Source organism: Methylobacterium sp. WL1, from assembly GCF_008000895.1.
Classification (GTDB): domain Bacteria; phylum Pseudomonadota; class Alphaproteobacteria; order Rhizobiales; family Beijerinckiaceae; genus Methylobacterium.
On record NZ_CP042823.1, the window covers coordinates 2,184,595 to 2,199,996 of the forward strand.

A 15,402-nucleotide genomic window follows, 5' to 3' on the forward strand; every position below is an offset into this window, starting at 1 on the left:
CCTCAGCTGACCGGAGCGTCGGTGATGTCGAGGCGGCGCTCGATCCGGGCGAGCCGGGAGTCGAGGGCGCCGAACGTCTCGTAGAGGGTGCCGATATCGGTCTGCACGGGGTTCATCTGCAGTTGCTGCGCCTGCTGATCGCCGCGTACGCCCCTCGACTCGCCGCGCACTTCACGCAGGCCTCCGTCCATGTTCCCGACGCGCGCCTGCACGGCCTTCAGCACCTCGTAGATCCGTTCGTTCGTCACCGCGGTCATGGTGGTCAAACTCCCGTCCCCGACAGCGCCTGAGCCTGGCCCACCCAGTCCTCCCGGTCGATGCGACCTGGGAACGCGAGGTAGGTGCCGACCCAGGTTATCTCGTCGCGGCCCCAGGCGGCGATCTGGTCGAAATGGTAGAGGCCGAGTGCATTCAGGCGCTGGCTGTCGCCCGGGCCGATGCCCTTGATCCGGGTCAGGTCGTCCGGCTGGCCGGCGCGGGCGGCATCCAGGCCGGGCGGACGGGTGCCGCCCGCGTTCGCCTTCTGCTCAGGGGTCGCGTCCGTCGGCAGGGCCGCCAGGGCGTCCGCGACGCGCGCCTCCTCGGCTTCCGCCGCGACTTCGCCCTCGCTGGCGCCGGACGCCTCCGGCTGCGGCGGGACCGTGCCGCGATCCGGCACAGCCTGGCTGCCCTGGTCGCCCCCGGCCCGCTCGTCCTTGGAGACCGCCTCGGCCGGCGCCTCGCGCACGTCCGCGTCACCCTCCCGGGGGCGCCGCCCTTCGCCGTCGAGCGGCCGGTCTCGGCCGCGTCCGCCCGATCCTCGGGCTTGACCGGCGTCTCGCCGTTTGCCGCGCGCTGGGCCGGCGCATCGGTGACGGGGCGCTCGGCGGCGCGTCCGGCGTCGGGCCGGGCGGGCTTGGGCTGCGACGCCGCCCGCTGCTGCTCGCTCGACTTCGCCTCGTCCGCCTTCGCGGCCTCGTCGGCGCCGGACTTCGCGGTGTCTTCGAAGCGCTTGCGCCAGGCGCCGACCCGCGAGCCGTCGAACAGGGCCGGATCGGTCAGCGTGTCGGGGCCGCCGAGCGGCTCGGATGCCTGGCGCTCGACCTGCGAGCCGACCTTGACCGGCCGGCCAGCGGCGAGGTCGTCCATCAGGGTGCCGAGCGATTCGGGCGTCAGATCCTCGTAATAGTCCTGGTTGATCTGGACCATCGGGGCGTTGCAGCAGGCGCCCAGGCACTCGACCTCGAGCCACGAGAAGTTGCCGTCGGGCGAGACGTGGCCGGCGGGGCCGAGGCGCGCCTCGAGCATCTCCTTTAGGCCCCGGGCGCCGCAGGAATCGCACGGCACCGTGCCGCAGACCTGGACCCAGAAGCGCCCCACCGGCTCCAGCGCGAACATCGTGTAGAAGGTGGCCACCTCCAGCACGCGGATGTTGGGCATGCCGAGTTCGGTCGCCACCGCCTCGATGGCGGCCCGGGGCAGCCAGCCGCCGTTCTGCTCCTGCGCCTTCCAGAGCAGCGAGATCACCGCGGAGGCCTGGCGGCCTTCCGGGTACTTTGCGATCTGGGTCTTCGCCCAGGCGGCGTTCTCGGGGGAGAACGCGAAGCTCTGGGGCTGCTCAGAGGCCGGCGCGAGTCTGCGGTTTGCCATCCTGCTAACGCCTTACCGATCCACTTCGCCGAACACGATGTCGAGGGTGCCCAGCACGCACGACACGTCGGCCAGAAGGTGCCCCCGGCACATCCAATCCATCGCCTGAAGATGCGCGAAGCCCGGCGCGCGGATCTTGCAGCGGTACGGCTTGTTGGTCCCATCGGACACGAGATAGACGCCGAACTCGCCCTTGGGTGCTTCCACGGCGGCGTAGACCTCGCCTTCCGGGACGTGGAAACCCTCGGTGTAGAGCTTGAAGTGGTGGATGAGCGCTTCCATCGAGCGCTTCATCTCCCGGCGGGGCGGCGGCGCGAACTTGCCATCGATGGCCGCGATCGGGCCCTGACCGGCCGGCTCGCGCAGCTTGGCGCAGCACTGCTTCATGATCTTGGCCGATTCCCGCATTTCCTCCATGCGGATCACCTGCCGGTCATAGGTGTCGCCGTTCCGGCCGACCGGGATGTCGAACGCCATCTCTTCGTAGCACTCGTAGGGCTGCGCCTTGCGCAGGTCCCACGGGATGCCCGAGCCGCGCAGCATGACGCCGGAGAAGCCCCACTCCATGCACTCGTCCACCGAGACGATGCCGATGTCGACGTTGCGCTGCTTGAAGATGCGGTTGGCCATGACGAGGTCGTCGAGATCCTGCACGACCTGCAGGAACGGGTCGCAGAAGGCCTCGATGTCGTCGATCAGCTTGGGCGGCAGGTCCTGGTGGACGCCGCCGGGCCGGAAGTAGTTGGCGTGGAGCCGGGCGCCCGAGGCACGCTCGTAGAAGATCATCAGCTTCTCGCGCTCCTCGAAGCCCCAGAGCGGGGGCGTGAGGGCGCCGACATCCATCGCCTGCGTGGTGACGTTGAGCAGGTGCGACAGCAGGCGACCGATCTCGCAGAACAGCACGCGGATCAGCTGCGCGCGGCGCGGCACCTCGATGCCCGCGAGCTTCTCGATCGCCAGGCAGAAGGCGTGCTCCTGATTCATCGGCGACACGTAGTCGAGCCGGTCGAAATAGGGCGTCGCCTGCAGGTAGGTCTTGTGCTCGATCAGCTTCTCGGTGCCGCGGTGCAGCAGGCCGATATGCGGATCGACGCGCTCGACCACCTCGCCGTCGAGCTCCAGCACAAGGCGCAGCACGCCGTGCGCCGCCGGATGCTGCGGGCCGAAATTGATCGCGAAGTTGCGGATGTTGTGCTCGGTCATCGGGCGGCTCCGCTCCTCAGGCCGACTTCTTCTCGTCGCCCGGGAGCACGTAATCCGTGCCCTCCCAGGGCGAGAGGAAATCGAAGTTCCGGAATTCCTGCGTCAGCTGGACCGGCTCGTAGACGACCCGCGCCTCGTCCTGGTCGTACCGGACCTCGACGAAGCCGGTGAGCGGGAAGTCCTTGCGCAGGGGGTGCCCCTCGAACCCGTAATCGGTGAGCAGCCGGCGCAGGTCCGGATGCCCCGAGAACAGGATGCCGTAGAGGTCGTAGGCCTCGCGCTCGTACCAGTTGGCGGCGGGGAACACCTCGATCGCCGAAGGGACCGGGGTCACCTCGTCGGTCTGCACCTTCACCCGGATGCGCGCGTTGTGGCGCAGCGAGAGCAGGTGGTAGACCACGTCGAAGCGCTTCTCGCGCTGCGGGTAGTCCACGCCGCAGATGTCGATGAAGCTGCGGAACGCGCAGGCCGGGTCGTCGCGCAGGTAGGTCAGCGCGTAGACGATGTCGGAGGACTGGACCACCAGGGTCAGCTCGCCGAACGCGGTGGCGTGGGACACCACCGCCGGGCCGAGCGCGCCGGTGATGCGCGCCGCCATCGCCGCGAGGGCGGACTCGCCGCTCTCCGGCTGCGTATGCGACAGGATCGAGATGCCGTTGGTCATGCCCGCTCCTCAGCGCTCGATCGTGCCGGTGCGGCGGATCTTCTTCTGGAGCAGCAGCACGCCGTAGAGCAGCGCCTCTGCGGTGGGCGGGCAGCCGGGCACGTAGATGTCCACCGGCACGACCCGGTCGCAGCCGCGCACCACCGAATAGGAATAGTGGTAGTAGCCGCCGCCGTTGGCACAGGAGCCCATCGAGATCACGTAGCGCGGCTCCGGCATCTGGTCGTAGACCTTGCGCAGGGCCGGAGCCATCTTGTTGGTCAGGGTGCCGGCGACGATCATCACGTCGGACTGGCGCGGCGAGCCGCGCGGCGCGAAGCCGAACCGCTCGCAATCGTAGCGCGGCATCGACATCTGCATCATCTCGACCGCGCAGCAGGCGAGCCCGAAGGTCATCCACATCAGCGAGCCGGTGCGGGCCCAGTTGATCAGCTCGTCCGTGGTGGTGAGCAGGAAGCCCCTGTCGGCCAGCTCGTCGCTGATCGACAGGAAGGTCGGATCGTCGGCGCCGATCGGCCGGCCGGTGTTGGGATCGATGATCCCCTTCGGCTGGGGCGCGACCGCGGGGGCGCGGGACAGGCTGTGGGTCGTGTCGGTGATCAAGGCCATCGGCGACTCGGAATGCGGTGCGGGCAGGCTGCTGTTGCGAATCAATCCCACTCGAGGGCGCCCTTGCGCCACTCGTAGACGAAACCGACCGTCAGCACGCCCAGGAAGACGATCATCGACCAGAAGCCGAACCAGCCAAGGTCTCCGAAGGTGATCGCCCACGGGAACAGGAACGCGACTTCGAGATCGAAGATGATGAACAGGATCGCCACGAGGTAGAACCGCACGTCGAACTTCATGCGGGCATCGTCGAAAGCATTGAAGCCGCACTCGTAGGCCGAGAGCTTCTCCGGGTCCGGGCTCTTGAACGCAACCAGGAACGGCACGACCAGCAGCGCGGTGGCGATGAACAGAGCAACGCCGATGAACACGATGAGCGGAAGATAGTCCGCCAACAATCCGGTCATGCCAGGGCCTCGCGAGAGCGTCTCGTATCGACGTGGGAAACCGCGGTGCGCCGCCGAACCGGATTCGCCCGTGGAATTGTTCTTATGCCAGGATGCGCGCGGCCGGAGGCTTAGTCGAGCCGCCGACCCGTGACAATGGCTTGTCGCGTCGCACAAAGTGCACGTCCTGCCTTGTGCAGAGATTGGGCGCAGGCGGCTCGCCTGCAACACGACGCAAGCGCGCAGCCCGTCCGGCGCATCGCCGCACAAAACCGTCACGGACACGCTTGACAGTCCCCGGTCTGGCCCATACACCCCGCCCCGTCGCCGGGCGAAACGCCCCCTCGGAAGCGACCACGCCGTGCGGGCGTAGCTCAGTTGGTTAGAGTGCCGGCCTGTCACGCCGGAGGTCGCGGGTTCGAGTCCCGTCGCCCGCGCCACTTCCGCAATACCGTTACATGATGCCCGAACCGCGCCTCCGATCGTCTCGGGGGCGTTCTTGCGTTTGCGCTGCCGTCGGGACCGTGATCGGTCGGCAGATCGGCGCCCTCGAACGTGAGATGTCGGCGGCAACGTGGCAGTCCAGCGGCCACGGACGGTTCAGAGCGGGCGCGGAGCCGTCGTTTCGAGGCCGATCTTGATCGCCACGACGTTGGCACCGGGGATCCGTGACGCCCAGGATCGCCGACCGCGTGTCGGGCGGCGTCGTTGGCGTGTGCCCTCCGACCTTTCATGGACGGTCACACGCACCGACCCAACCACCTGCCGAGCCCACGTTCCGCTCGACATGCGTACGCCCTCAGGGCCGTGGGACGGCGGCAACCATCTCGATCTCGACATGTGCCCCCAGCGGGAGCGCCGCAACGCCGATCGTCGTGCGCGCCGGGTAGGGGGCCGTGAAGTACTCGGCGTAGACGTGGTTCATCGCGGCGAAGTCGCCCATGTCCGTCAGGAACACGTTGCATTTCACCGCGTCCCCGAAGCCAAGTCCCGCTGCTGTCAGCACAGCTTCGAGGTTTCGAAAGCACTGGTGAACCTGCGCTGTGAACCCGCCTTCGACCAAACGGCCGGTCGTCGCGTCGATCGGAGTCTGACCCGACAAATAGACGGTGTCGCCGGCCCGAACGGCGTGCGCGTAGGGGCCGACGGCCGTTGCACCGGGTGCGGTCACGGCAACTCTGCTCATCAATGGTCCCTCCTGAATGCCGTGGTCGCGTGAGGCTCCATTCCATGCGCACCGGTGCAGAATCAACGCCGGTCCGCCCCCCGCGCCCGGCGCCGTTCATTGCGCCGGCCGATCAGCAGGTCGGTGGCGTCGCGGGGGTCCGGCACGGCCGCGTCGGCGACGTCCTGCGGTGTCAGGCCGATATCCTTCAGCTCCCGCTCGGACAGGGTCGCGAGTCGGTGCAGGACGCGCCGGTTCATCGCCGCGCGGGACAGGCCCGTCCGCACCTCGGCCGCGGCCTCGGCGATCGCCCGGGCAGCCCGGGCGAGCCAGGACGGCCTGCCCGGCGCGTGGGCGGTCTGGGTGAGGCACTGGTCCATGGTTCGATCCTTCGTCCGTGCGGATTTCCGCGATCCTGCGGCCATGGGGCTGGCGGCGACAGGAACAGTTCGGTACGGTTTCGAAGAATTGTCCGGTCGGAAAGGCGGTACGGATGAAGGTCGCGAGCAGGCCGGCCGGAACGCGCGTCGAGACCGTGGCCGGTGAGATCCGTGAGCGCATCGCGGCGCGCCATCTCGTGCCCGGGGTCCGGATCCCGTCGGTGCGGGCGTTCGCGGAATCCATGGGCGTGTCGAAATCGACCGTGGTGGAGGCCTATGACCGGCTGGCCGCCGAGGGCACCCTGGTGGCGCGGCCGGGTTCGGGCTTCTACGTCGCCGGCAAGACCCGGCCGCTCTCCCTCCAGGCGATGGGTCCGCGGCTCGACCGGATCGTGGACCCGCTCTGGATCACCCGCCAGGCCCAGCAGGCCGGCGCGGACCAGCTCAAGCCCGGGGCCGGCTGGCTGCCGGATTCGTGGATGCCGCACGAGGCGATCCGGCGCGGCCTGCGCCGGGTGGCCCGGGCCGATCTGGCCGAGATGACCAATTACGACCGCCCGCTCGGCTACGAGCCCCTGCGGATCCAGATCGCCCGCAAGATCGCCGAGAAGGGCGTCGGCGCCGAGCCGGACCAGATCGTGCTGGTCGAATCGGCCACGCAGGCCCTCGATCTGGTCTGCCGCTTCCTGCTCCAGCCCGGCGACACCGTGCTGGTGGACGATCCCTGCTACTTCAATTTCCTGGCGCTGTTGCGAGCCCACCGGGTCGCGGTGGTCGGCGTGCCGCTGACCCCGGAGGGACCGGACCTGCGGGCTCTTGGCACCCTGCTCGAGCAGCACCGCCCGCGCTTCTACCTCACCAACGCGGCGCTCCAGAACCCGACCGGCGCGAGCCTCGCCCCGGTCATCGCCCACCGGCTGCTGAAGCTGTGCGAGGCGCACGACACCCTGATCGTCGAGGACGAGATTTTCGGCGACCTCGAGCCCGAGCCCGCGCCGCGGCTTGCCGGCTTCGATGGGCTGGACCGGGTGATCCAGATCGGCAGCTTCTCGAAAACGTTGTCTGCCGCCGCGCGCTGCGGCTGGATCGCGCTGCGGGCCGACTGGGTCGAGCCGCTGGTCGATCTCAAGCTGGCCCTGAGCCTCGGCAACGGCCACGTCACCGCGGCCCTGGTGCACAGCCTGATCACCGAGGGCTGCTATCGTCGGCATCTGGCCGAGACCAAGCGGCGGCTGGCCGGCGCCATGGTCCAGGCCTCGGCCGAGCTCGGCGCCTGCGGCCTGAAACCCTGGGCGCAGCCCCGGGGCGGCTTCTTCCTGTGGATGCACCTGCCGGACGGGCGCGACGGCGCCGAGGTGGCGCGCCGGGCGATGGCGCAAGGCATGGTCCTGGCGCCGGGCACCGCGTTCAGCCTCTCGGACCACTGGAACGGCTACATGCGCTTCAACGTCGCCCGTTGCGTCGACCCGCGCATCCGGCCGATCCTGCGCGCGGCGCTGGCGTGATCGCTCCGGTGCCATGGTGGCTTTGCGCGCGCAGCGCAGCGACCTGGCGGGGTTCCTCGCTTGATCGGGGTACGGCGCCCAATGGGTCTGCGCCCGATAAGCTTGAGCTTAGGGTGACAGCGTTCGACCCAACTTGGCCGCCTGGTTTGCCACAGGCGCTTCCCGATAGCGGTCATTCGTTGGCCGTCTGGCAACTTCGGCTCGGGGTGGCCACCAAACCCGGACCTCGCGACCCGAAGTGGACATTCCACCTCCGACCCACAGCATTCCCGCGTATCGCGCGCAGAACACTCATGGTCGAAAACCCGAGTTGACACATCGATCCTGAGTTGCGTGTATCGCTTCTCGGGGACCTAGTCATGAGCGCGATTTTCGATGCCTCGGAATGTGATGACTGGCTCCACTCGAAGCAGGCCGAACTCCGCGCGCTTATGGCTGAGGCGCGGTCGGTGCGCCGGGAGGCAGCCGTCATGCGCGAAGCGAACACGCAGTCTCGTTTCCGCCTGCAACAGGCCTGGGCCAGCATCTCCGCTCAGTGGGGGCTGACACCGCCGGCTGACGCTGAACCCGAGGCGCCCGACCACCGCTTATCCATTCTCGAAGCCTTGAACCTTGCCGGCCTCGATGAAGGCGATCTCGACGACGTGGCCACGTCCATGTGCGCCGCATACCAAGCTGCTGTGGCCAGGGACGACGAGGTACAGGACGTTTTGAGAGACGCGCTGATGTCCATCGGCCGCCACATCGCCGCACAGATGGGCCCCAAGGCAGCGGGTGTCGTTCTAAGTTGACACGCCTTGACCGTTCCTGGGAGGGATCGCGTATGGCAGACGAAGCCTCCCGTGCGGGCTCCCTCCAGCTCATCGCCGCCGTCCTGGGCGTGCCGGTTTCGACATTCTACGGACGCCCGGACGCAAACGCTCGCCCGATCGATGAGGAGAAGTTGCTGACGGTGCTGGCGAGGTTCCTGCGCGCCTTCGGGGAGGCCGGCAACCCGGCGGAACGCAGACGCTGCGCCGAATGGCTGAGTGCCGAGTTCAAGCACCTGGGCATCGGTACGCCGAGAGACAGCTAACCCTCGTTCCGATCACACGGCTTTGTCTCGAAACCACCCTTCTCAGACATCACCAGCGCCAAGCGGATCGCGTCCAAACCCTCGATCACGTCCCAACCGCGCGTGATGACGGTGAGCGGCGCAACGAACAGATTGAGGTCGGCCTCACGCCGGCAACAGCAGCTCCGCCTTCAGCCCGCCGAGATCCGATCGCCCGAGGCTTAAGCCGCCGCCGTAGAGCTCGGCGAGTTCGAGGGTGATCGGCAGCCCGAAACCGTGGCCCGGCACGCCCTCGTCGAGGCGCCGTCCGCGGGCCATGACCGCCTCGGCGGCCTCGGCCGCGAGGCCGGCCCCGTCATCCTCCACGGCGACCCGGACGCCGTTCGCCTGCGGGAGTGCCGTCACCCGCACGCGGCTGCGGCACCAGCGGCAGGCGTTGTCGACAAGGTTGCCCAGCATCTCGTCGAGGTCCTGCCCCTCGCAGGGCACCGTGAGGTCGTCCGGCACCGCCAGCTCGATCGCCACGCCCTTCTCGGCGTAGAGGCGCACCAGCGCATCGCGCAGGTCCGAGACCCGGGGCGCCAGGGGCGTGCGCCCCAGGCCGAGCCGGCGAGCGCCGCCGCCCGGGCCCGGCGCAGGTGGTGGCGGACCCGCCGGTCCATGGCGTCCACCTGCAGGCGCAGGGCGCCCCCGGGATCGCGGGCAGGCTCGGCCAGCGCCATCGACAGGGTCGCCAGCGGCGTCTTGAGGGCGTGGGCGAGGTTGGCGACGTGACCGCGGGCCCGCTCCAGGTTCTGCGCGTTCTGGTCCAGCAGCGCGTTGAGTTCGGCAACCAGCGGCTTGATCTCGGCGGGCTGCTCCTCCGGCACCCGCTCGCGGTGCCGGTGCGCACGGCGGCGAGGTCGCCGCGCAGGCGCCGCAGCGGCGCCAAGCCGAGGCGCACCTGCAGGGCCAGTCCGGCGATCAGGCAGAGGCCGAGCACGCCGAGCGCCAGGGCCAGGCTGGTCAGGGCCTCGCGCAAGGGGCCGTACAGGGCCGCCCGGGGCGCCGCCGCGACGATCGTGGCGGGGGGCGTGCCCGGCACGTCGAGGATGCGCAGGATCAGCCGCTCCCCCCGCGGCCCGGTGCCGTCCGCCGGATGCGGGCGGTCGGGCTCGTCGTCGGGGCCCGGCTCGGTGACGGTGATATGGCCGCCCCGCAGGGAGCCCGAGCCGAAGGTCTCTGCCCCCCGGCGCACCTCCCAGGCCCAGCCGGGCCCGTCCCGGTCGAAGGGCGGCGCGTCGCGATCCCGGGGCAGAAGGCCCGCCTCCAGGCCGGTCCGCAGCGCGACGATCTGGGCGTCGAGATGCCCTTCGATCTGCCCCCGGACGAAGCGGTGCAGGATCACCCCGATGGCGAGCCCGGCCACCACGAGCGCCGCCAGCACCAGCGCCAGGGCGGCCACCAGCAGGCGGGTCCGCAGGGAGCGGTGCGGCGGCGGTCTCTTCTTCGGCGGCGGCATCAGGCCGGATCCGCGTGCAGGCGGTAGCCGTGGCCCCGCACGCTCTCGATCCGCGCGGGGGCGATCTTCCGGCGCAGGCGGGTGATGATCACCTCCACGGAGTTCGAATCGACATCCGCGTCGCCCTCGTAGACCCGCTCGATCAGGTGCGGGCGCGGCACCACCGCGTCGCGGTTGAGCATCAGGCAGGACAGGACCCGCCATTCGAGGCCCGTGAGCTTGAGCGGCAGGCCCTCGTGCTCGAAGGCGCCGAGCCCCGTATCGAAGCTGAGAGGGCCACAGGCGATCCGGCTCGCCCCGCCGCCCTGCGACCGGCGCACCAGGGCGCGCAGGCGGATCACCAGCTCCTCCACCCGGACCGGCTTGACCAGGTAATCGTCCGCTCCCGCCTTGAACGCCGCGACTTTGTCGCTCCAGCCGTCCCGGGCGGTGAGCACCAGCACCGGCAGGGTCCGCCCGGCCGCCCGCCAGGCGCGCAGCACCGAGACGCCGTCGCCCTTGGGCAGGCCGAGGTCGAGCACCACCGCGTCGTAGCCCTCGGTCTCGCCGAGATGCTGCGCGTCCTCGCCGGTGGCGGCCCGGTCGAGGACGAAGTTCTCCGCGCGCAGGACCTTGGCCAGTTCGGCAGCCAGGGCCGCGTCGTCCTCCACCAGCAGGATTTTCAAACGTTTGCCCCCTCGTGCCCCGGCCCGCCCGACACCGTGGCGCTGCCGGAAGTTAGGGCCGCTCTCTCACGCTGCCCATCCATCCGGCCCCCGGATCTGCACCCGCGGCCAAGTCCTTGATCGCCCGCGCGTCTCGGCGCCGATCCGGCCATAGGCGGACGGCTTTAACCGAGGCTGAACCGGGCGGTTCAGGCCGGATTCGAGGGGGCGTCTTACGAAGGCGCCACGGACCGATCGGGTCCCGAACCTTCTCAAGAGGACGACAACGATGAGCGACGACAACACCATCGACGGCACCGCCCGCGAGATCCGCGAGCCGGCCTCCGCCAAGTCAACCAGAAAGGTCCCGGGGCGGACCTGGGTTGTGGCCGCGATCGCCGCACCCCTGGCTTTGGGTGCCGCCGGCCTGTCCCTGGCGCAGGGCACCGCGTTCCAGCCGACCCCGGTGGATCCGGTGGCGATTCAGGCGCTGGCCCCGTCGAGCGCCACTGCCATCAAGGGCGAGGTCGCCGAGATTTTTGGCAACAAGTTCGTGGTCCAGGATTCCACCGGCCGGGCGCTGGTCGAGACCGGCCCCGCCGGCGAGGGCGGCAACCTCGTGGCCAAAGGCGAGGCCGTGACGGTGCAGGGCCGGTTCGAGACCGGGTTCCTGCATGCGAGCGTGCTGACCCATGGTGACGGCCGCAAGGTAGTGATCGGGCCGGCCGGTGGACCTCCGCGTGGCAGCCTCGACTGGGCCAAGGACAAGCTCGGCCTCGGGCCGAACCCGGACGTGCCGGCGCTGACCGCCGCCGTCCAGGCCGCCGGCTACGGCGACGTGCGGGTGACCGGCCGCGGGCCGCGCCACCTCGACGTCGCGGCCAAGGACCGGGACGGGCGCGAGCACCAGCTCCATATCGGCTTCGACGGCCAGGTTCGCGAGCGGCCGGTCCCGGGCGCCCGGCTCTAAGGCCTCGGTCGCCTGCATGTGCGCGCCGCCGGACCGATCTCCGGCCCGGCGGTCAGGGCACGATGCAACCGTTTCCCCCCTGCCGCGTCCTCCTGTCACCCAGCTGAACAGGAGGCACCCCTTGGAACCGATGAAGCCGATGGAACCGATGAAGCCGATGGAACCCATGAAGCCCATGGAGCCGATGAAGGGCATGGAGCCCTTCTGGCCGAAGGACCTGGGCGATCCCTCGACCAGCGGCTCCCAGAACGGCATGAAATACGCGTTCTTCCCGGACAAACATCGTCTCCTGATCGAGCGCGACGGCCAGGTCTCAACCTACGATAGCGGTGACCACCGGATCGGCGGCGTCTCGCAGTCGGACGGCAGCACCAAGTCGCTGACCTTCTCGAGCCAGAACGGCGACGTGGATCTGGGCTCGCTCAAGAAGCTCGACTGACCGTCCAGGTCTGATAAGGCCCAGCACCCAACCCGTTGAAAGTGCTGGCCCGCACAGGTTCGGTCAGCCTGGATGGGCGGCTCACGACCGAGGCTGCCCTATCGACCTCCCGGTCGTCCCGGGGCGCCGGAGGCGAGCCCGGGATCCAGAGCCGCCGACGATGCGAAGCCTTGATCCCACGGTGGTTCTGGATCCCGGGTTCCGCTCCGCGACCCCGGGATGACAGGGGCGGCTTCATAAAGGCCTGAGCCTAAGGTCAGCCTCGTCGGGCGAGCGGCACAGAACGCGATTCAAACCCGCCAGAGGGGCTGGGTTCGGGCCATTCGGAAACCAGGCGTTTCGAGTTTGGGACGATGTCTGCGGGTGTTCGACCCAGGGCCGGGAAGCCCAGCCGCCTTTCCCTCCGGCGCCGGGCCCTCTAAGCCCGGCCCGGCCATGCGACCCCTCCCGCCGATCCGTCCCGAACCATGCGCGCCTTGATCGATCTCGTTCGCATCATGCATGCGCGCGATCGGCGGCGGCTCGTCCTGATCGCGGCGGGCCTGGCGGGCGCGGCGCTGCTGGAGGTGGTCGGCGTCGCCTCGGTGATCCCGTTCCTGACCCTGGTCGGCGACCCATCGGCGGCGACCCGCGTGCCGTACCTGGCCCAGGCCCGCGAGGCCCTTGGGCTCGCCGACGCGCGCAGCTTCCTGCTGGTCACCGGCGGGGCGGCGCTGCTGGCGATCCTGACCACCGCCGTGGTCAATGCCGGGCTGACCTACGCGCAGCTCCGGTTCACGCATCTGGCCGGCTACGGCTTCAGCCGGCGGATGCTGTTCCGCTACCTCGACCGGGAGCGGCTGTTCTTCGCCCAGGCCAACAGCGCCGAGCTTGCCAAGAACGTCCTGTCCGAGACCGACCGGCTGGTGGTCGGCGTGCTGACCCCGGCCACCGTGCTGGCCTCGCGGGCGACCTCGGCGCTCGCGGTGATCGCGTTCCTGTTGGCCTACGCGCCGCAGCTCGCCCTGATCCTCGGCGGCGGCTTCGGCGGCCTCTATGTCGGGATCTACCTGATCATGCGGGCTCGGCTGGCCCGGCTCGGCGGCCGCTCGGTGGCCGACAACGAGGCAAGGTTCCGGATCGTGCAGGAGACGTTCGGCGCGCTCACGGAATTGAAGCTCTACGGCCGGGCGGAGGCCTTCGCGGGCCGGTTCGACGCCCCGGCGCGTGCCTACGCGATCGCCACCGCCGAGAGCCTGCTCACCGGCCAGATGCCGCGCTTCGTAATCGAGGCCCTGGCCTTCGGCGGGGTGATCGTGGTGGTGCTGTTCGCCCTGGCCCAGGGGCTGGATGTGGCCGGGATCCTGCCGCTGCTCGGCCTGTTCGCCTTCGCGGGCTACCGGATGCTCCCGGCCTTCCAGAACATTTTCACATCCGTCTCCCTGATGCGCTTCTACAGCCCGGTGGTGCGGGTGATCGTCGATGAACTCTCCGGCGAGCGCCGCCCCGGCCCACGCACCGGCGAGCGCCTGCCCTTCGGCCGTGCCATCAGGCTGGAGGGGGTCGGCTTCGATTACGGGACCGGCCGGCCGGCGCTGGCCGAGATCGACCTGACGATCCCGGTCAACACGACGATCGGCCTCGCCGGCCGCACCGGCTCGGGCAAGTCGACCCTGGCCGGCCTGCTGCTGGGGGTGCTCACCCCGGGCACGGGCCGGATCACCGTGGACGGGCGCGTGCTCGACGCCAGCGCCCTCCCCGCCTGGCAGAACCGCATCGGCTACGTCCCGCAGGACGTGTTTCTCGTGGACGGCACCGTTGCCGAGAACATCGCCCTCGGCCTCGACGCGCCGGATCTGCCCGCCGTCGAACGCGCGGCCCGGCTCGCGGGCGCGCATGATTTCGTGGCCGCCCTGCCCCCGGCTACGCCGCGCGCGTCGGCGAGCGCGGCGCGCGGCTCTCCGGCGGCCAGCGCCAGCGCCTCGGCATCGCCCGGGCGCTCTACCACGATCCGGACGTGATCGTGTTCGACGAGGCGACCTCCGCGCTGGACGACGAGACGCAAGGGGCCGTGATGCGCGCCCTGCGGGCGCTCTCGGGCCGGCGCACCGTGATCCTGATCGCCCACCGGCTCTCGACCCTGGAGGGGGCAGACGCGGTCCACGTGCTGGAGGCCGGCCGGATAGTGGCCTCCGGGCCACCGGAGACGATCCTGCCGGGATTGGGGAATGCGGCGTGAGGTGGCGCCCTCCCCTTGCGTCCCGGTCCGCGTCCATTACCTCGCCGGTTCGAGGATCGCCCGGGAGGCACGCTTGAGCACGCGCATCGACCTGACCGCTCCGGACGGCACCACGGCCGTGCTCTCCACCCACGGGGCCGAGCCGGTCTCCTGGCGGGTCGGCGGCACCGAGTACCTGTGGAGCGGCGATCCGGCGCATTGGAACCGGCACGCTCCCTGGCTCTTCCCCGTGGTCGGCGCCTCGGCCGGCGGCCAGGTGACGGTCGGGGCCGCGCGCTACCCGATGGCGCAGCACGGTTTCGCCCGGGACCTGCCGTTCACGGTCGTCGATCGCGGCGCCGACGCGGTGACGCTTCGGCTGACCGACGGGCCAAAGACCCGGGTGCATTACCCGTTCGCCTTCCGCCTCGACATCGCGGCCCGGGTGAAGCCGTCCGGGCTCGACCTCACCGTCACCGTGGTCAACACGGGCGACGTTCCCCTGCCCTACGCGCTCGGGTTCCACCCGGCCTTCCCGTGGCCCTTCGCGGGTGGCGAGCGGGCCCGGGACGGCGGCTACGCGGTGGCGTTCGAGCGGCCCGAGCGCCCGTTCGCCCCGCAGGTCGGCCCCGGCGGGCTGCTGTTGCGCGACGAGCAGCCGATCCCGCTGGCCGGCGATACCCTGCCCCTCGACCCGGCGATCTTCACCGAAGCCTTCGTGTTCCGGAATGCGCAGAGCCGATGGATGCGCTTCACCGGACCCGGCCAGGGGGCGGTCAAGGCGATCCGCATGGAGATGGAGGATTTCCCGCACCTCGCCGTCTGGACGAAGCCGACCGCGCCGTTCCTGTCGCTCGAGTGCTGGACCGGCTACGCCGACTGGGCGGATTTCTCCGGCCCGCTTCAGGAGCGCGACGCGCAACGCGTGCTGCCACCGGGTGACGAGGCTCGTCACGGCGTCCGCCTGACCCTGGAAACCTAGCGGTTGCGCGTCTGGGTCGCCCGACCCGAGCCGGGGGCCACCCGCACCGGCGCGGCCCTGGCCGCGCGCGGGCA

The 15,402-nt window shown here is 70.2% G+C and carries 15 protein-coding genes, 1 tRNA gene and 2 pseudogenes; 8 read left to right on the forward strand and 10 right to left on the reverse strand.

Annotation, left to right across the window (positions count from 1 at the left end):
- Positions 1 to 2 precede the first annotated feature (2 nt).
- The 6 genes and pseudogenes from FVA80_RS10810 to FVA80_RS10835 all read right to left on the reverse strand — a co-directional run bounded on the left by FVA80_RS10810 (position 3) and on the right by FVA80_RS10835 (position 4,512).
- Complete coding sequence (locus FVA80_RS10810; protein ID WP_147907014.1) at positions 3 to 257, reverse strand: hypothetical protein; 255 nt, start codon at positions 255 to 257, stop codon at positions 3 to 5.
- 5 nt (positions 258 to 262) lie between these two features.
- A pseudogene (nuoE, locus tag FVA80_RS10815) lies at positions 263 to 1,629 on the reverse strand (NADH-quinone oxidoreductase subunit NuoE).
- A gap of 12 nt (positions 1,630 to 1,641) precedes the next feature.
- Entirely contained in the window at positions 1,642 to 2,832 is a 1,191-nt protein-coding gene (locus FVA80_RS10820; protein WP_147907012.1) for an NADH-quinone oxidoreductase subunit D, read from the reverse strand.
- Positions 2,833 to 2,848: 16 nt separating this feature from the next.
- Positions 2,849 to 3,496, reverse strand: coding sequence for an NADH-quinone oxidoreductase subunit C (locus FVA80_RS10825; RefSeq protein ID WP_147907011.1), 648 nt, complete (start codon positions 3,494 to 3,496; stop codon positions 2,849 to 2,851).
- A 9-nt stretch (positions 3,497 to 3,505) separates the two neighbouring features.
- Positions 3,506 to 4,105 (reverse strand): NADH-quinone oxidoreductase subunit B, encoded by a 600-nt coding sequence (locus FVA80_RS10830; RefSeq protein ID WP_007560753.1) that lies wholly within the window; start codon positions 4,103 to 4,105, stop codon positions 3,506 to 3,508.
- Positions 4,106 to 4,146: 41 nt separating this feature from the next.
- Complete coding sequence (locus tag FVA80_RS10835; protein ID WP_007560754.1) at positions 4,147 to 4,512, reverse strand: NADH-quinone oxidoreductase subunit A; 366 nt, start codon at positions 4,510 to 4,512, stop codon at positions 4,147 to 4,149.
- Positions 4,513 to 4,854: 342 nt separating this feature from the next.
- On the opposite strand from FVA80_RS10835, the gene FVA80_RS10840 reads away from it, so the two are divergent.
- Positions 4,855 to 4,931: transfer RNA gene (locus FVA80_RS10840), tRNA-Asp, on the forward strand.
- A gap of 359 nt (positions 4,932 to 5,290) precedes the next feature.
- Here FVA80_RS10840 and FVA80_RS10845 read toward each other — a convergent pair.
- Both FVA80_RS10845 and FVA80_RS10850 read right to left on the reverse strand, forming a co-directional pair.
- Positions 5,291 to 5,677: a Rid family detoxifying hydrolase gene (locus FVA80_RS10845; RefSeq protein ID WP_147907010.1), complete on the reverse strand. Its 387-nt coding sequence runs from the start codon at positions 5,675 to 5,677 to the stop codon at positions 5,291 to 5,293.
- A gap of 62 nt (positions 5,678 to 5,739) precedes the next feature.
- Positions 5,740 to 6,036, reverse strand: a complete 297-nt coding sequence (locus FVA80_RS10850) for a DUF1127 domain-containing protein (RefSeq protein ID WP_147907009.1) — start codon at positions 6,034 to 6,036, stop codon at positions 5,740 to 5,742.
- Between the two features lie 113 nt (positions 6,037 to 6,149).
- On the opposite strand from FVA80_RS10850, the gene FVA80_RS10855 reads away from it, so the two are divergent.
- From FVA80_RS10855 to FVA80_RS10865, 3 genes are all read left to right on the forward strand, one after another.
- Positions 6,150 to 7,541 carry a PLP-dependent aminotransferase family protein gene (locus FVA80_RS10855; RefSeq protein WP_147907008.1) on the forward strand — a complete coding sequence of 464 codons (1,392 nt, stop codon included), beginning with the start codon at positions 6,150 to 6,152 and terminating at the stop codon, positions 7,539 to 7,541.
- Positions 7,542 to 7,900: 359 nt separating this feature from the next.
- On the forward strand, positions 7,901 to 8,332 hold the full coding sequence (locus tag FVA80_RS10860; RefSeq protein ID WP_147907007.1) for a hypothetical protein: 432 nt from the start codon (positions 7,901 to 7,903) through the stop codon (positions 8,330 to 8,332).
- A gap of 32 nt (positions 8,333 to 8,364) precedes the next feature.
- On the forward strand, positions 8,365 to 8,616 hold the full coding sequence (locus FVA80_RS10865) for a hypothetical protein (RefSeq protein WP_147907006.1): 252 nt from the start codon (positions 8,365 to 8,367) through the stop codon (positions 8,614 to 8,616).
- Between the two features lie 144 nt (positions 8,617 to 8,760).
- Here FVA80_RS10865 and FVA80_RS31205 read toward each other — a convergent pair whose 3' ends face one another.
- Both FVA80_RS31205 and FVA80_RS10875 read right to left on the reverse strand, forming a co-directional pair.
- On the reverse strand, positions 8,761 to 9,144 hold the full coding sequence (locus FVA80_RS31205) for an ATP-binding protein (protein ID WP_246692356.1): 384 nt from the start codon (positions 9,142 to 9,144) through the stop codon (positions 8,761 to 8,763).
- Between the two features lie 951 nt (positions 9,145 to 10,095).
- Positions 10,096 to 10,761 carry a response regulator transcription factor gene (locus FVA80_RS10875; protein WP_147907004.1) on the reverse strand — a complete coding sequence of 222 codons (666 nt, stop codon included), beginning with the start codon at positions 10,759 to 10,761 and terminating at the stop codon, positions 10,096 to 10,098.
- Positions 10,762 to 11,029: 268 nt separating this feature from the next.
- Here FVA80_RS10875 and FVA80_RS10880 point away from each other — a divergent pair, with 268 nt between their 5' ends.
- The 4 genes and pseudogenes from FVA80_RS10880 (at position 11,030) to FVA80_RS10895 (ending at position 15,328) form a co-directional block, all read left to right on the forward strand.
- Complete coding sequence (locus FVA80_RS10880) at positions 11,030 to 11,710, forward strand: DNA-binding protein (protein WP_147907003.1); 681 nt, start codon at positions 11,030 to 11,032, stop codon at positions 11,708 to 11,710.
- Between the two features lie 130 nt (positions 11,711 to 11,840).
- Complete coding sequence (locus tag FVA80_RS10885; RefSeq protein ID WP_246692411.1) at positions 11,841 to 12,149, forward strand: hypothetical protein; 309 nt, start codon at positions 11,841 to 11,843, stop codon at positions 12,147 to 12,149.
- A gap of 467 nt (positions 12,150 to 12,616) precedes the next feature.
- Positions 12,617 to 14,367, forward strand: a pseudogene (locus tag FVA80_RS10890) (ABC transporter ATP-binding protein).
- Between the two features lie 73 nt (positions 14,368 to 14,440).
- On the forward strand, positions 14,441 to 15,328 hold the full coding sequence (locus tag FVA80_RS10895; protein ID WP_147907001.1) for an aldose 1-epimerase family protein: 888 nt from the start codon (positions 14,441 to 14,443) through the stop codon (positions 15,326 to 15,328).
- Positions 15,329 to 15,402: the final 74 nt, after the last annotated feature.

Coding starts and splice junctions, on each gene's coding strand:
- FVA80_RS10865 (WP_147907006.1), top strand. CDS start 8,365: ATGGCAGACGAAGCCTCCCGTGCGGGCTCCCTCCAGCTCATCGCCGCC.
- FVA80_RS10845 (WP_147907010.1), bottom strand. CDS start 5,677: ATGAGCAGAGTTGCCGTGACCGCACCCGGTGCAACGGCCGTCGGCCCC.
- FVA80_RS10850 (WP_147907009.1), bottom strand. CDS start 6,036: ATGGACCAGTGCCTCACCCAGACCGCCCACGCGCCGGGCAGGCCGTCC.
- FVA80_RS10830 (WP_007560753.1), bottom strand. CDS start 4,105: ATGGCCTTGATCACCGACACGACCCACAGCCTGTCCCGCGCCCCCGCG.
- FVA80_RS10860 (WP_147907007.1), top strand. CDS start 7,901: ATGAGCGCGATTTTCGATGCCTCGGAATGTGATGACTGGCTCCACTCG.
- FVA80_RS10885 (WP_246692411.1), top strand. CDS start 11,841: ATGAAGCCGATGGAACCGATGAAGCCGATGGAACCCATGAAGCCCATG.
- FVA80_RS10825 (WP_147907011.1), bottom strand. CDS start 3,496: ATGACCAACGGCATCTCGATCCTGTCGCATACGCAGCCGGAGAGCGGC.
- FVA80_RS10810 (WP_147907014.1), bottom strand. CDS start 257: ATGACCGCGGTGACGAACGAACGGATCTACGAGGTGCTGAAGGCCGTG.
- FVA80_RS10820 (WP_147907012.1), bottom strand. CDS start 2,832: ATGACCGAGCACAACATCCGCAACTTCGCGATCAATTTCGGCCCGCAG.
- FVA80_RS10835 (WP_007560754.1), bottom strand. CDS start 4,512: ATGACCGGATTGTTGGCGGACTATCTTCCGCTCATCGTGTTCATCGGC.
- FVA80_RS10880 (WP_147907003.1), top strand. CDS start 11,030: ATGAGCGACGACAACACCATCGACGGCACCGCCCGCGAGATCCGCGAG.
- FVA80_RS10855 (WP_147907008.1), top strand. CDS start 6,150: ATGAAGGTCGCGAGCAGGCCGGCCGGAACGCGCGTCGAGACCGTGGCC.